Annotated in this window: 14 protein-coding genes; 11 read left to right on the top strand and 3 right to left on the bottom strand. The window is 38.8% G+C overall.

Annotated features, from left to right (window positions below; all coding sequences use genetic code 11):
• Positions 1 to 71: 71 nt before the first annotated feature.
• Together RYM16_RS05140 and RYM16_RS05145 are read right to left on the bottom strand one after the other, a co-directional pair.
• Positions 72 to 1,709: an L-lactate permease gene (locus RYM16_RS05140; protein WP_314982733.1), complete on the bottom strand. Its 1,638-nt coding sequence runs from the start codon at positions 1,707 to 1,709 to the stop codon at positions 72 to 74.
• Positions 1,710 to 2,005: 296 nt separating this feature from the next.
• On the bottom strand, positions 2,006 to 3,145 hold the full coding sequence (locus tag RYM16_RS05145) for an Ldh family oxidoreductase (protein WP_314982734.1): 1,140 nt from the start codon (positions 3,143 to 3,145) through the stop codon (positions 2,006 to 2,008).
• A 585-nt stretch (positions 3,146 to 3,730) separates the two neighbouring features.
• On the opposite strand from RYM16_RS05145, the gene RYM16_RS05150 reads away from it, so the two are divergent.
• From RYM16_RS05150 to RYM16_RS05175, 6 genes are all read left to right on the top strand, one after another.
• On the top strand, positions 3,731 to 5,737 hold the full coding sequence (locus tag RYM16_RS05150; RefSeq protein ID WP_314982736.1) for a molybdopterin-dependent oxidoreductase: 2,007 nt from the start codon (positions 3,731 to 3,733) through the stop codon (positions 5,735 to 5,737).
• A gap of 149 nt (positions 5,738 to 5,886) precedes the next feature.
• Positions 5,887 to 7,218, top strand: coding sequence for a branched-chain amino acid transport system II carrier protein (brnQ, locus tag RYM16_RS05155; RefSeq protein ID WP_314982738.1), 1,332 nt, complete (start codon positions 5,887 to 5,889; stop codon positions 7,216 to 7,218).
• A gap of 137 nt (positions 7,219 to 7,355) precedes the next feature.
• Positions 7,356 to 8,432: an iron-containing alcohol dehydrogenase family protein gene (locus tag RYM16_RS05160; RefSeq protein ID WP_314982740.1), complete on the top strand. Its 1,077-nt coding sequence runs from the start codon at positions 7,356 to 7,358 to the stop codon at positions 8,430 to 8,432.
• A 223-nt stretch (positions 8,433 to 8,655) separates the two neighbouring features.
• A complete protein-coding gene (locus RYM16_RS05165) occupies positions 8,656 to 8,892 on the top strand; it encodes a DUF1653 domain-containing protein (RefSeq protein WP_105098092.1) in 237 nt (78 codons plus the stop codon).
• A gap of 8 nt (positions 8,893 to 8,900) precedes the next feature.
• Complete coding sequence (locus RYM16_RS05170; RefSeq protein ID WP_009352357.1) at positions 8,901 to 9,677, top strand: HAD family hydrolase; 777 nt, start codon at positions 8,901 to 8,903, stop codon at positions 9,675 to 9,677.
• 137 nt (positions 9,678 to 9,814) lie between these two features.
• Entirely contained in the window at positions 9,815 to 10,720 is a 906-nt protein-coding gene (locus RYM16_RS05175; RefSeq protein WP_314982742.1) for a DUF3829 domain-containing protein, read from the top strand.
• 70 nt (positions 10,721 to 10,790) lie between these two features.
• On the opposite strand, the gene RYM16_RS05180 is transcribed toward RYM16_RS05175, so the two are convergent.
• Positions 10,791 to 11,096, bottom strand: coding sequence for a hypothetical protein (locus RYM16_RS05180; protein WP_009352284.1), 306 nt, complete (start codon positions 11,094 to 11,096; stop codon positions 10,791 to 10,793).
• 301 nt (positions 11,097 to 11,397) lie between these two features.
• Between RYM16_RS05180 and RYM16_RS05185 the strand changes: the two genes are divergently transcribed.
• The 5 genes from RYM16_RS05185 (at position 11,398) to RYM16_RS05205 (ending at position 15,058) form a co-directional block, all read left to right on the top strand.
• Positions 11,398 to 12,333, top strand: coding sequence for a DUF3829 domain-containing protein (locus tag RYM16_RS05185; RefSeq protein ID WP_314982743.1), 936 nt, complete (start codon positions 11,398 to 11,400; stop codon positions 12,331 to 12,333).
• A gap of 137 nt (positions 12,334 to 12,470) precedes the next feature.
• Complete coding sequence (locus RYM16_RS05190) at positions 12,471 to 13,103, top strand: hypothetical protein (protein ID WP_314982746.1); 633 nt, start codon at positions 12,471 to 12,473, stop codon at positions 13,101 to 13,103.
• Between the two features lie 79 nt (positions 13,104 to 13,182).
• Positions 13,183 to 13,896 (top strand): hypothetical protein, encoded by a 714-nt coding sequence (locus tag RYM16_RS05195; protein ID WP_314982748.1) that lies wholly within the window; start codon positions 13,183 to 13,185, stop codon positions 13,894 to 13,896.
• Positions 13,897 to 14,145: 249 nt separating this feature from the next.
• Positions 14,146 to 14,787 (top strand): peptidylprolyl isomerase, encoded by a 642-nt coding sequence (locus RYM16_RS05200; protein WP_265137836.1) that lies wholly within the window; start codon positions 14,146 to 14,148, stop codon positions 14,785 to 14,787.
• Positions 14,777 to 15,058, top strand: a complete 282-nt coding sequence (locus RYM16_RS05205; RefSeq protein WP_314982750.1) for a GIY-YIG nuclease family protein — start codon at positions 14,777 to 14,779, stop codon at positions 15,056 to 15,058. Before RYM16_RS05200 ends, RYM16_RS05205 begins: the two co-directional genes overlap by 11 nt.
• Positions 15,059 to 15,085: the final 27 nt, after the last annotated feature.

Below are 15,085 nucleotides of genomic sequence, written 5' to 3' on the forward strand. Positions count from 1 at the left end.
CTACGGGCTTATAGCCCGTGAGCAAACCACCCGTTTTACGGGTGGTTCTGATTTACCTTATTAGCAATATCTTAGAAGAAGATACTGTGGATTTGGTGGATGAAATGTTGACCGAAGAAGGAGATGCAACCATGCATTACGATGAATACGATGAAGTATTTGAATGCAGTGTTCATAATAACGCTTGCTTCGATTTCATGCTCTAATTTATGAGCTTCATCAGCACTGATTTCTTTGTGGTTTTCGAGGTATGCTTTCAAAGCAGGACCTACGGCACCAATGGAAATCGCGATGGATTGTGGAGACAACATTTTACCGATACCAGCTGCACCGGAGTTAACAGCTGCTAACCAGAAGCCAAGGTCTTCCCAGTTTGTAGGATCTAAGCCTTGAGCTGCTGCGATTTGAAGTGGACCAAACAATACGTTGGAGTTTGTACCGGAACCAGTCAAGAAGGCACCCAACGCACCTACGATAGGAGCGAATAGTGGGTATAAGGAACCTGTACCAGCAACCATTGCTTTCGCGATGTCTGCAGTCATACCAGAGTATGTCATCAATTTAGCTGTCATAACAACTGTGATGATTGTAAGGTATGTGAACTTCAAGTTTTTAACTGTGCTACCCAATGTACCGAAGATTTCACCAGCTTTTGCTTTTTGGATGAAACCACCAACAATACCAGCGATGAAGATCATGATACCAGGAGTTGCAATCCATACGAATGTGTAAGGTTTTGCACCAGGACCTTGGTAAATAGGTACAGATGTTTTAATGGACGCAAGTGGACCATTGATTGCAGGGAACAATTTAGAAGTTAATAACAATAATACGAAGATCAAGATGAATGGCATAGCCGCTACAAGACCTTCACCACCGGAAACTTTTGGAGCTTCACCAGTTTGTTTAACTGCGTATTCAGGATCGTTAGGAGGCATGATTTTTGCACAACCAATGATAACTGCCATGATTACGATGGATGCAGAAATTACGGATAATTCAGGACCCATTACAGCATTGATTACGATTTCAGGAACAGCTAATGCTAAACCGGAAAGTAATGTTACAAGGAATACGCCTTTTAATGCTTTAATACCGCCACCGATGATCATAACAACGAAGAATGGAGCGATAAGGTTAAGCAAGAATAATTGTACGGAAATGAATGTACCTAAATGGCTTGGATCAAGGCTTGTCAAGGATGCCAATGTAGTAGTTGGAATACCGATAGAGCCGAATGTTGTTGGTACAGAGTTTGCAACGAGACATGCGATGATAGATTTAAGTGGGTCGAAACCTACGGCAACCATCATAGCTGCAGGAATTGCAACGGCAGTACCAAAGCCAGCCATACCTTCCATGAAGGCACCGAAGCCCCATGCAAGTAATAATGCAAGTACACGAGTATCAGATGATACAGAAGAAAGCATTGTTTTAATAGTTTCCATTGCTTTCGTGTATACTACCAAGTTATAAACAAAGATAGCAGCTGTAATAACTAATAGGATTGGCCAGATTGCCAAAGCGGCACCTTCAAGGGCACCAGTGACCATAATAAATGGGTCAGATTGGAATGCTGTAATAGCGATGATGAAAGAACCGATTGCAGCAACACTTGTTGCTTGCCATGCAGGTAATTTCAAGATGGATAACGCTACGATCAACCAAATGATTGGAGATAGCGCTAATAGAACGGTGATAGCACTCATTTCTAAAATCATCCTTTCAAGAAAAACAAAAATATATGCTCAACAGGACGATGTAGTTTAATCAAATAAATTGATAAGTAAATCGCTATTATATTAAGTTGTAAAAGTTCAGTTAAAATGTAAAATTACAATAAACTAACAGATATACTTATCGCAAAAATAGATATAGTACTTAAAAATTTTTAACCTCATAAGTTATGAGGTTAGAAATATAAGAGAGGGGACATAAACAGTGTTTATGTCCCCTTTCTGTACTAACTACAAGTCCTTGTTAGGGCCATTACTAAGTTCAGGTATTAGTAGTTACCTTTGAACATTGTAGCAGGAGCTTCTGGTACATAATCGCCGAAGTAGGATTTGAAGTCAAGGTCTAATTCCTCGCAAAGATCTTGAACTTCAATCATTGTACCGTTAAGTACTGGGATACCTTCAGCTTTAACTTTTTCAACGGACTCATGTTCTTTTTCGCCATGAGTGTAGATGCGTTCTTGACCTTGAGCTTTAGGAGCTTCGCGTAATTCTTGTAAGAATTGAGAGAAGTGTTTTTTGATTTCAGCAGGGTCACCGAAGAATTCAGGATTGATAGCCATGAAGCCGTGGCAGATGTTGGATTTACCGCCAACCATACATTTGTTGGAAGTACCGCCTTGAGACAAGATGGAGGAGAATAATTCAGCAATCATACCGTTACCATAACCTTTGTGGCCGCCAAGAACTTCTGTAGCACCACCTAAAGGAAGGATACCGCCGCCTTCATGACGGGAGATGTTGCCTAATACTTCAGCTGCATCAGTGGAAGGAACGCCGTCTTTATTAACAGCCCAGCCATCTGGAGTAGCTTTGCCCATTTTGTTGTACATTTCAAGTTTACCACGAGTTACTACTGTAGTGGAGCAATCGAAGAAGAAGTCAACAGGATCAGCAGGTACAGTCCAAGCGATAGGGTTGGAACCAAGCATAGCTTGACGAGCATATGTAGGAACCATGATTGCTTCGGAGTTTGTACAAGAGAAACCAATTAAGCCTTGGTCGGAAGCCATTTTAGCATAGTAACCAGCGATACCATAGTGGTTGGAGTTACGTACGGATACGATACCAACACCGGATTTTTTAGCTTTTTCGATAGCCATTTCCATAGCCATATGACCCAAGATTTGGCCCATGCCGTCATGACCGTCGATAACTGCGGAGATTGGAGTTTCTTTTACGATTTCAGGTTTAGCGTCGATTTTAATCAAGCCATTAGTGATACCTTTGTGGTAACGAACCATACGTTGCATACCATGGCTTTGAATACCGAACAAGTCGGAAGTCAAAAGTACGTCTTGGATGATGTCAGCTTCTTTTTCGGAGAAACCGAATTTTTGGAAAGCGTCCATGCTCAATTTTTTTAGTGTTTCATAAGGGAATAACACAGTGTTTTTTGCGTCTGCCATCGTTAAAACCTCTTTTCAGAAAATATGTACCTGATATAGCAACTACAGTTTAAAGGAATCATGAAAATTACATGACTCTCTGGGTAGCTCTATATCCTCTCAAATGACACTGTCAGTATAGCACAGAAAGAAGTGAGATTGAATAGTCTTGCAGTCTGAATGACATTACTAAATACGCATACGTACAGGTGATTTTAATCACATATTCTATAGTGTATAAGTGGAAAAGCTGATTATACCTAAAATTACATGGTTATGACTTTTAGTCATTGTTGCATGATTTTTTTGTAGATTTAGGGTATTTTTATAGACCTTATTAGTATAACTGTTCAGCTTACTAGGAAGAATGATAATGGATAGATATCGATAAAACTTGAAATGTTAAGGCTTATATATAAAAATAATTAATGAGGTCATAAAGCGAATGTGATAACCGAATGTATTGATATACAGAAAATCTTTAGTCTTCATGTTTTCTTTAAAAATAAAAGGTGTAAAAAAGATTACACATATACAGGTCATACTATAATATAATATAAATATACATCCTATAGTTTATATAATTTATAAGCGAGGTGCTTATTTGTGAAAGAATATAAGTCTGTTTGTCCTTACGATTGTCCCGACGCATGTGGCCTAATCGTAAGTGTTGAAAATAATAAAGTAGTGTCTGTACGCGGTAATAAGGACCATGCTTTTACCCGAGGCACATTATGTCCTAAAATGGTTCATTACGAAAAGGTTATTCATTCTCCGCTGCGTTTAGAATACCCTATGAAGCGCATTGGCAAAAAAGGTATTGGTGAAGACCAATATGTACGTATTAGTTGGGATGAAGCGCTAGATACAATAGTAAATAATTTTAAGCACACTATTGATACTTATGGTAGTGAAAGCATTTTGCGCTATTCCTACGCCGGAACAATGGGTGTTATTCAAAGCCCTGCAGCAGATCATTTCTTTCGTCGAATAGGTGCTACCGATCAAGATAGAGGGATTTGCTCGCCTGCGAAACAAGCGGGGTTTCGCTCTGTTTATGGTGACACCTTAGCTATTAAGCCACAAGAGGCCCAACATAGTGATTTAATTATTTTATGGGGTATTAATGCGACGGCTACAGATCTTCATATCTTACATGATGTAAATATTGCTAAAAAGAATGGGGCTCGAGTTTGGATTATTGATACCCATAAAACATATACCTTTAGTCAAGCTCATGAACAGATTATTGTGAAACCCGGTAGTGATGGGGCACTAGCATTAGGCATGCTTCATATCATTCATCGTGATGGCTTGGCGGATATGGATTTTATCAATCAACATGTACAAGGATATGATCAGCTAGTAGAGCAAACGTTGCATGACTTTACGCCAGAGAAAGCATCTGAAATTTCTGGTGTTTCTGTAGAGCGTATGACTGAGTTTGCTCATGCTTATGCTAAAGCTAAGGCTCCATTTATTCGCCTCGGTAGTGGTTTGTCTCGCTACGGTAATGGTGCTATGACATGTCGAGCAATCAATGCTTTGCCGGCTGTTGTAGGTGCGTGGCAGTACCTTGGTGGTGGTTTGTTATCAAGTGCTAGTGGTAGTAAATTCGTCGGTAAAGATGTGATGCAACAGGCTCACGTTCATGCGCCAGCTAAACGATTGATGCCAATGATTAAGCTTGGTGAAATGCTTACAAATCCTGAAGGGACTAAAGTCCATAGTTTATATGTGTTCTCTTCGAATCCTGCCATTACAGCGCCTGACCAGAATGTTGTACGCAAAGGTCTAATGCGCGATGACTTATTCACTGTGGTACACGAGCGTTTCTTTACCGACACTTGTAAGTATGCTGACATTATTTTACCTGCTACTACCTCTGTAGAGCATGATGATATTTACAATTCCTATGGTCACTATACGATTGGAACAGGTTATAAGTTGATTGATCCCATTGGCGAATCTCGTTCCAATTGGCAAGTCATTGCAGAGTTAGCAAAACGGATGGGTCTTGATGATGAATTCTTCAGTCATAGTGAACGAGAACTGATAGATCAAATTGTGCGCACTTCTAATTGTATATCTAATGAAGACCAAGATTTGATTCTTAGTGGTGAGCCGGTAGAGATGACTGTGCCTGACAATTACAAGCTGGATTTTAAAACGCCGTCTGGCAAAATTGAGCTTTATAATCCTCACGATATAGAGCCTCTCATTCGGTATATGCCACCTTATGGTGATAATGCACCGTTCTGGCTTATTAACGGTAATGATATTCGCATTTTGGATTCTAGTTTCTGTGAACTCGACTTTGATGATCCAGAATTGATGAAACTTCGCATTCATCCAGAAGATGCAAAATTATATGACATTACTAATGGTGATGAAGTAGAAATTTATAATAGCCGTGGCAGTGTAAAAATTAAAGCTTATTATGATGATGAGGTGCAACGAGGCACATTAGTCTCCCTTGGTGTATGGTGGCAATCACAATCTAGTGACCCTAAAGTTGCTATCAATGCACTTACGGCAAATCGCCCAACTGATCAAGGTTGGGGCAGTACTTTCTACGATGTGCAAGTCCATATAAGGAACCTCCCTAGTTAACATGTATTGCCATAGAGCAAACTATTGCGTAATAAAGGGATGTCATCTATGCTGATATAGCATAGTAAGGATATTTTTCTTGTATACCCAAGCCCCTTTAGATTATAATGGTAATATTATTTTTATATAACCTAAAGGGGGTTACATTTATGAATGGTAACGACAATTTGTCGACCCGTGCCTATTTGGCCATAGGCATGATGTTATTCGCCCTATTCTTTGGGGCAGGGAATTTGATCTTCCCAGCGGCCTTAGGTCAACAAGCTGGTAGTAATGTAGGTTGGGCTTTGCTCGGCTTCGTATTAACAGGTGTAGGCCTTCCACTGTTAGGTGTTGCAGCGATGGGTTACTCCTCCTGTAAAGACGTTGAAGAACTTGCAAGCCGTGTTCATCCGATTTATGGCTTGTTGTACACAATTTCTCTTTACTTGAGTATCGGTCCAATGTTTGCGACGCCACGTACTGGTACTGTAGCTTATGAAATTGCAATTAAACCTTTCACTGAAGGTTTAAGCATGAATATGGAACCAATTTTCTTGGCATTATTCTTTGGTGTTTCCTTATGGCTGTCCATTAGCCCACAAAAGCTCGTTAATCGTATCGGTAATATTTTGACACCAGCATTACTACTTGTAATTCTGTTGTTAATTGTTAAATCCTTTATTACGCCGCTTGGTGGCTATGCAGTGCCACAACCTACTTATGGTGATGCATCAAAGGCTGTGTTACAAGGTTTCTTGGACGGCTATAATACGATGGATGCTTTAGCTTCTGTAGTATTTGCTATTCTAGTAATAGACTTTGTTCGTCTTAGCGGTGCTACATCTCGTGCTGTGGTTACAAAAACAGTAATGGAGGTAGGCGCTATTGCGGTAGCTCTTCTTGGCATTGTTTATGTATTTATCGCTAACATCGGTGCTACTAGTGTTGAACGTTTTGGTTTGTTCGATACAGGTGCTCCTGTGTTGTCCGTAAGTGCGAACTACTTGTTCGGTGGATTTGGTCAAATTATCTTGGCTATCATCGTTCTCTTGGCTTGCTTATCTACAAGTATCGGTCTTATCACTTCTTGTGGTACGTACTTCCACAAGTTGACACCGAAGATTAGCTATAAATTATATGTAGTAATCTTCTCCGTAGCAGCATTTGGTCTTAGCATGTTCGGTTTAAAAACAATCATCAGCGCAGCAATTCCAGTGTTGATGCTCTTGTATCCGTTGACTATCGTAATCATTTTGTTGGCTCTTCTTCATAATGTATTCGGTGGTCGTCGTTGCGTATACGCATGGACAATGGCTTTCACAATGATCTCTGCTCTTATGACTGGTCTTGAAACGGCAGGTATTGCACCTGCTGCATTGGAACAGCTCTTTACTCAATACATTCCATTCCAGGCTGCTGGTATGGGCTGGGTGAGCTTTGCGGTATTAGGCTTCGTTGTAGGTCTTATCCATAAAGGTCTTGTGTCCGAAAATAAATAAATAATATTAAAGGTTCTATGCTTTCATCTTTTTTGAAAGTATAGAACCTTTTTTTGTGGCATAAAAGTTGCCATATGAAATTGCTTTTATAGGTAGGAGTTTCTATAATACATATATAGTATATAAAGGAGATTTTTATGCGTAGCACTCATTGTTTACCAAGTTACAGTTTTGGCGGTCACGATGTATTTGACGCCATTCCACAATTTACAAAATTATATGGCCATACAGTAGCCATTATAGGTGGTGAGACAGCACTATCTAAGGCTATGCCTCATATTCAGCCCGTACTAGATAAGGCGGGGATTAACGTATTAGATGTTATTCCATTTGGTGGTGAATGTACCTTCGCGCGAGGCAAGGAAATTGCTGCTATGGATTCTGTGAAAGATGCAGATTTTCTCTTTGCTGTCGGTGGTGGCAAGGCTATCGATACGGTGAAAGTAGTAGCTGTAGAGCTAGACGATAAACCATTCTTTACCATTCCTACCATTGCATCTACTTGTGCGGCTACATCTGAAGCAGCCGCCGTATATACGGCAGATCATAATTTTGATGGCATTGCCTTTGTAAATCATCCACCCGTACATTGCTTTATTGATGCAGATATTCTAGTAGATGCACCGAGCCGTTACTTATGGGCTGGCATGGGGGACACTATCGCCAAGCATTATGAAACATTGATGTCTGCACGTAATCGTGAGCAAGTGTACAATACACAATTAGGTCTTGTATTATCCTCCATGTGTAGTGAACCAATTTTGGAACATGGCTTACAGGCCTATAAGGATAACGAAATCAAACATCGTAGCGAAGCCTTTGATTTGATGGTGATGACCGTAATCTTTACGACGGGTATCGTGTCTGGCTGTATGCCTGGCGATTATAACAGTATCATTGCACATGCTGTATGCTATGGCTGTGCTACGAATGAAGAAACAGAAAAGCATCATTTGCACGGTGAAATGGTGGCTTATGGTTTGTTAATTCTCTTTATTGTAGATAAACAATTAGACGAGTTAAACCGTTGGTTGCCTATATATCGTGAAATCGGTTGGCCTACGAAGCTTTCACAAATGGGACTCGATGAATCCTATATACCACAAATCGTGGAGAAAGCCGTATCTATTCGCGATGTTGTGGTATCACCGTACGAGATTACTACTGACATGTTGGCAGAGGCCATTCGTTACATGGAAACTATAGAATGTTAATTACTAGATTATCGTGAATTTACCCTTTAATAGTTATATAATAATAGTTAGAGTATTTTACGTTTTTAATATCCCTTTAAGTTTGTAACTCATTGTTTTATGATTAATTGGGGGATATATTTTATCTATATTGTAAGGTAATGATGTGTTGATAATGGATATGTAGATATATTAAGTTTGGTAAAATTAGCTACTGTTTTAGATTGATATAAAGAGGTTGTTCATGAGTGATATTGTAAAAGGTGGTTTGTATCGCCATTTTAAGGGTATGTATTATTACGTATTAGACGTAGCAACTCATTCTGAAACGGGTGAGAAATTTGTAGTATATCAAAAGCTCTATGATGAACGCGATATGTACATACGTCCATTAGAGATGTTTATTAGCGATGTGGATCGGGAAAAATATCCTGACGTAGAGCAAAAAGAGCGATTTAAGTTGATGAGTGGACGTGACTAGGAGGGCCTGTGGAGCAGAAGTTTTTCTTTTTCGATATTGATAACACCCTAGCTGTATGGCCTGAAGGTAAAATTCCTGACAGTGCTCAATACTGCTTGGATGAATTAAAGCGACGTGGTCATCGCGTAGCCTTAGCGACGGGACGTATCCAAGTAGATGCTAAACGCTTTGCGGAACAAGCAGGGCTTACCGATTTTGTAGCGGATGGTGGTCATAGTATTACTGTCAATAATGAATTGGTGTCCATGATTGGTATGGATCGGGACGCGTGTATTAAATATTTAGAGTACTTAGAGTCTCATAATATTCCTTGGGCTGTTACGGACCGCAATAAATTAGGTCGCATTACACCGTACAAAGAAATCTTGGAGTGGAATCCAAATTGGGATGTATTTAAAACGACTGTAGATCCTGATTTTGACTTTCATAGTGTTGAAGAGTTTTATAAGATTTATGTATTCTTTAAAGAAGGGGAAGAAGAGGAGAAAGATATTGAACATATGACGCACAAGTTGATTCGCTATGGCGACGGCTGTGTTTTGTATGAACCTATGGAAAAGGCCTTAGGTATTCGCAATATGCTTGAGCACTTTGGCATGAAACCAAATCAAGCTGTTGTATTTGGCGATGGTTATAATGATTTATCCATGTTTAGACCTGAATGGCTGAATATTGCCATGGGGAATGCGCGCCCTGAATTAAAAGCAAAAGCGGACTATATTACTACAGACTGTGATAAGGACGGCATTTATAATGCGTGTAAACATTTTAAGTGGATCGACTGATGTATAGTTAATTCCCTTAATTAAAGTAAGATTTACATAAATGTTTAATTAAAGTAGCTGTAGCTACGAAATTAGTGTAGCATAATTAGTATAATGCATTTAGTTCTATACTCGTGTGTAAATAGGAGAGAGAAGTCATGAACAACAAACGTAGATTATTTTCCACTGTACTTTGTGTAGCCGCTTTGACTGCAGGCTTATTTGTATCTGGTTGCGGTAGCGATAAAGCGGGCGGCATTGGTTCCGTAGTATCCTCCGTAGTTGATGGTGGCGACGAAAAAGCTGCTGCAAAGCTTAACACACTTATCGATGCAACTAATCGCTTCAACAGTGACAATGCATCATTTGCTCAATTCCAAGCAGAAGGTTTGGCTAAATTAAAAGGTGGCTTCGCAGAAGGTGCTATTGCTAACCAACCTCACTTTGACAGACTACAAGCAGATTTAGAAAAAGCTAAAAAAGAAGGTTCTACATTCAAAGAAGTTGATGCAGAACGCGACAACGTATTGAACATTCTTAATGAATTAGTGCCAATATATAAAGATTTGACTGCTTATGATGACTCTAAAGCTTACATGAACGATGGCGGCGCTAAAGGTAAAGAACTTGCTGCTAAATACGTTGCAGCAGTAGAAAAATTCGATGCTGCTTATGCGAAGTTCAACGAAACTCTAAATAAAGTTAATGCGGAACAAAGCAAAAAACAAATCGAAAAATTGAAAAAAGACGGTAAAAAAGGTTATGCAGCAGCAATGGAATCTACGCTTCGCTTAACTGAGCTTGTGGATAAATTGGAAAAAGCTCCTCAAAATGCTGATAAAGCAGCTGTAGAAAAAGAACTTTCCGAAATCGAAGCATTGCTTAAGAGCATAAACAACGACCGTGGTCAAGTGCTTGCTGATCGTTACAATTCCGTAGTCGGTGATGTACGTCAAGTGCTAGCTGATCCAAGCGACAACAACCTTAACAACATGATTGAAGGTTTCAATGGTTATATTGATACGTATAACAGCACAACTCCAGACCAATTCGACGCTAAATAATCAAATAGCTAACGAGTGCGTAAGGGTAAAAAAACAGAGCTCCTTTGGGAGCTCTGTTTTTTTGTTAATTCTATTTTAAATCGCTTACATCGTAACCGCGTTGGATCATGTTTTGGCGAACTTCTTCCATCATAGGCGTACGGAATTTCAACCAGTACATAATAGCGCCAGGAATGCCACTAAAGAGTAGGAAAATAACAAAATACATTGTTTTTACTGCATTAAATGTATTACGTAGTACCTTTTCTGTAGTTTGTTCACGACGTAGAGAACGACGCATAATGGCACGAACCATTAAGATTAAGAAGAACGTAAAAATACAACTAAAAATGGTGTAGAAGAAAATAAATGTCAAGAGTGATAAAATATCGTCCATAGTTTCTCTCCTTTAACAATAACTACAGCAGCGTAATGATTACCAATAATAAAATATTCTCTCTCATATAAGGCTGCATAAAAATAAGTATATAACGAATTATATACATTGTTTTGAGAGGCATAGTCAAGTATATAGGTTATGTTTTGCGTGATTGGCATAGCTCGGTGTTAAAAATAGGCGTATTTGCGTTTTTGATATAAAAGTGTAATGGAATTCACACTTGGTTCATGGGAAATGGTTTTATAAGTTGGTATAATAAAAGATAATTATACTGTTATGTTTGTATAGGAGAATGATTATGAGCTCTAAACGTAAGTTAATTTCCACCTTATTGTGTGTAGGTGCCTTAACAGCAGGTTTATTCGTTTCTGGTTGCGGTAGTGATAAGGCAGCTGACACTGTATCCTCTGCAGTATCTTCTGCTACAGATTCTAAGTCTGATGAAAAACTATCTAAAGCTTTTAATGAAATTATTGATGCTACAAATAAGTTTAACGGTAACAACACAACTTGGGGCCAACAACATGCTGAAAATCTTGCTAAATTGAAAGCTGGTTTCGATGAGCATGCTATTAACACACAACCTAAATATGATAGCCTACAAAATGGTTTGAAGAAAAGTAAAGAAATAGGCAATACATACAAAGAAGTTGATACCGAGCGCGATAATGTATTAGCTGTATTGGATGAATTAGTGCCAATTTCTAAAGAACTTGCGTCTTATAGTGACTCCAAGGCATATTTAAACGATGGCAAGGCTAAGGGTAATGAGCTAGCAGCTAAATACGTAGCAGCTGTAGAAAAATTTAATGCTGCTTATGGTAAATTAGGCGATGCAGTAAAAGCAGCAAATAAAGAGCAAACTAAAAAGAATCTTGAAAAAATGAAAAAAGATGGCTACAAAAACTATGCTGCAGCAATGGAAGCGACTCTTCGTTTAACAGATTTAGTTGATAAAGTAGAAGCGACACAAAGCAATCCTGATAAAGCTGGTGTAGAAAAAGAAATTGGCGAAATTCAAGCGTTGCTTAATGGTATAGACACAAAAGACTCCTATAAAGAATCTTTAGTTCGTAACTTCAATGATACTGTTGGTGCTATTCGTCAAGTTATGGCTGATCCTAACGATAAATATCAAGATCGCAATCTAAATCGTATGGTTCAAAGCTTTAACCACTACATTGATGTGTACAACCGCATTAAACCAGATTCCTTCGACGAAAAGAAAAAATAATATCGCTTTTATAAGAGAGCCTCTCGTTTTACGAGAGACTCTCTTTATAGTATGAAGTATACGGCTTAATGGCAGTACATACTTCTCCATAATTATGATTTGTAAAGTAAAAACTAATTTGTATATGAGGAGAGCCAATGAAACGGTTCGTGAAATTGTTTGGCATTTTTACGTTATTAATGTCTTTGTTGCTTATTACCGGTTGCGGTAGATATCAAGCTTTTAAATCCGTGTTAGATGAAATTATTTATAAAGGCACTACCTATGTAGATAATCCTACCGATGCTAGTGTTACTTTCACATTGGATGGCACAAGTTATACTGTGGATGCCCATAGTGTGAAGGAAATCGACTTGAAAGAGGGCTCTCATACATTGGTTACACCGAAAGGTGAAACAAAAACCTTTACGGTTTCTCAATATGATATGAAGTCCATTTTGAATCCCACGGAAACGACATATGCTATTTGGTATGTTCAATATGGGGAAGGCAAGGTTGGTAATGTTCAACATGGTGAAGTAACCACATCTATTGGGAATGATGTATATGTAGGTCCTATGACGACGCGTTCTGATATCTATATCGCTCGTCGAGGGAAATATCCATTCCGTTATGGTCTTGGTGAGCCTTTTGAGGAAGTGGTCTATGTCAATGAACGGGATCCTAATGAGAAGGGAAATCCCGATGCATTGGTATTTGGGAAAATTTATCGCCCAATGGAATTTAAAGAAGCGTATCCTAAATTATATAAAGAGTATTTAGGCGAATAAGCTGTTTAAATACGTAGTTTATTTATTATCTATTTGTATGTTATGAGTACAATTATTTTTGTGTGTTAAGGAGATAGTTATGAATAAGAAATTGTGGTCTCGTTGCTTGATGGCCGGTGTATTATCAATGAGTTTATTCGTTGTAGCTGGCTGTGGTGAGTCTAAAGAGGATAAACAAGCTAGATTTGAAAAGGCGCAGCAAGAGGCGTTGGCACAGGATCGTTCCAATAATGTAGCTCTTACAGATAAAATATCTAAAGCAGATACTTGGAAAACTGCAATTAATAAGTTGAAAGAACGAGGCGAATTAAAAACTGCTCCAATTCAAGTCTCTGGGGACATGACTTTTGATCAAAAGACCTTTAAGATTGACGTAGTAAAACCAGGGACCACTGAGTTGTTACGTTACCAATATGATTTTGAAAAGCAAACTTGGTCTGATGGCGCGCCTGTTGACGTAGTTGGTCCCAGCAAGAACGATATTGCGCAAACATTCTACTCCATCGACAATCTAAATCCAGATATGATGGCAACTGTTATTGAAAGCTTTAAAAAAGAAGGTCAATCCAATCCTGAGTTGAAAGATACTTATACAGGTTTCATTACAAAAGCCGGTATGGGTTGGGGGCCGAAAAGTCAAAAATTCCTCTACTTTGTAAATCAAATTGACTCTGAGGGCGGCGGCTTGGAAAGCGACAAAATCATTGAAGCTACTTATGATGAAACTGGCAAGGCTATCAAGTTAAAGGTAAAACCTAAAGGTAGTAAAGAACGCAAAAATCTTATTAAATAAATATTGAATGTATGTTGCTTCGCTATGTATTGAAATGCCCTATTAACTAAGTTTGTTATTAATCTATATGGTAGAGATATTGTATAGGTCAAAATATTCTAGTAAAATTTAATAATTTTTTAGAATATTTTGGCTTTCAATACGAGTGTAATATGATATACTAAAAAAGAGCCGCTCACGGGTTGAGCGGCTTTTCTATGTGAATTTTACATACATGTTAGTATAGATGATACATCTTTTGGGGGAACTATGAACTGGAAACGCTTAGCTTTATGCGCACTGTTAGGGATTACAATGCTTGGTACAGCGGCATGTGGTACAAAAAGTGGGGAACAACCACAAGGGAATACTGTGAAAGCAGAAACGGTAGCTATGCCTAACTTCTCTAATGCGCCAATTGCTGATGAATACGCTATTTTTGATACAAACTATGGTCAATTCAAAGTTCGTTTATTAGGTTCTAAATCACCGATTACAGTTAAGAATTTTGATTATCTAGTAAAAAAAGGCTTCTATAACGGTGTTACATTCCACCGCGTTATCGAAGGATTTATGATTCAAGGCGGGGATCCAGATGGCACAGGTGCTGGTGGTCCAGGCTATACAATTCCTGATGAATTCTCTAATGACTTACATTTCAACAAAATGGGCGTTCTTGCTATGGCTAACCGTGGTCCGAACACTGGGGGCTCCCAATTCTTCATTACCTTAGGTCCTACAGATTGGCTAGATAATAAACACACTATCTTTGGTACTGTAGTACAAGGTATGGATGTAGTTGAAAAAATCGGCAAAGTAAAAACTGGCCGCAACGATAAGCCTGTAGAACCAGTAATCATTAATACCATTACATTGGAACCGATTACTGATGATGCGAAAAATGGCAAATAAGGAGGATAAGTTTGAAGAACGACACTATGTGTATTTAGTGCGTTGTTCTGATGATTCCTTGTACTGTGGATGGACTACAGATCTTGAGCGCCGTATAGATGCGCACAATGGACATATTCCAGGTGGTGCCAAGTATACGAGGGGCCGTCGCCCTGTGACCTTGGTTTATGCTGAAAGCTTTCACCATAAACATGAGGCTCAACGTAGGGAATATGCCATTAAACAGATGACAAAGACTAAGAAGTTGAGGCTCATTAAGGGTGCAAAATAGTCCTTAATTATGGTATAATATGATGAT

It is taken from the genome of uncultured Veillonella sp. (assembly GCF_963524655.1).
GTDB lineage: Bacteria > Bacillota > Negativicutes > Veillonellales > Veillonellaceae > Veillonella.

Coding starts and splice junctions, on each gene's coding strand:
- RYM16_RS05140 (WP_314982733.1), bottom strand. CDS start 1,709: ATGAGTGCTATCACCGTTCTATTAGCGCTATCTCCAATCATTTGGTTG.
- RYM16_RS05145 (WP_314982734.1), bottom strand. CDS start 3,145: ATGGCAGACGCAAAAAACACTGTGTTATTCCCTTATGAAACACTAAAA.
- brnQ (WP_314982738.1), top strand. CDS start 5,887: ATGAATGGTAACGACAATTTGTCGACCCGTGCCTATTTGGCCATAGGC.
- RYM16_RS05160 (WP_314982740.1), top strand. CDS start 7,356: ATGCGTAGCACTCATTGTTTACCAAGTTACAGTTTTGGCGGTCACGAT.
- RYM16_RS05165 (WP_105098092.1), top strand. CDS start 8,656: ATGAGTGATATTGTAAAAGGTGGTTTGTATCGCCATTTTAAGGGTATG.
- RYM16_RS05175 (WP_314982742.1), top strand. CDS start 9,815: ATGAACAACAAACGTAGATTATTTTCCACTGTACTTTGTGTAGCCGCT.
- RYM16_RS05180 (WP_009352284.1), bottom strand. CDS start 11,096: ATGGACGATATTTTATCACTCTTGACATTTATTTTCTTCTACACCATT.
- RYM16_RS05185 (WP_314982743.1), top strand. CDS start 11,398: ATGAGCTCTAAACGTAAGTTAATTTCCACCTTATTGTGTGTAGGTGCC.
- RYM16_RS05190 (WP_314982746.1), top strand. CDS start 12,471: ATGAAACGGTTCGTGAAATTGTTTGGCATTTTTACGTTATTAATGTCT.
- RYM16_RS05195 (WP_314982748.1), top strand. CDS start 13,183: ATGAATAAGAAATTGTGGTCTCGTTGCTTGATGGCCGGTGTATTATCA.
- RYM16_RS05200 (WP_265137836.1), top strand. CDS start 14,146: ATGAACTGGAAACGCTTAGCTTTATGCGCACTGTTAGGGATTACAATG.
- RYM16_RS05205 (WP_314982750.1), top strand. CDS start 14,777: ATGGCAAATAAGGAGGATAAGTTTGAAGAACGACACTATGTGTATTTA.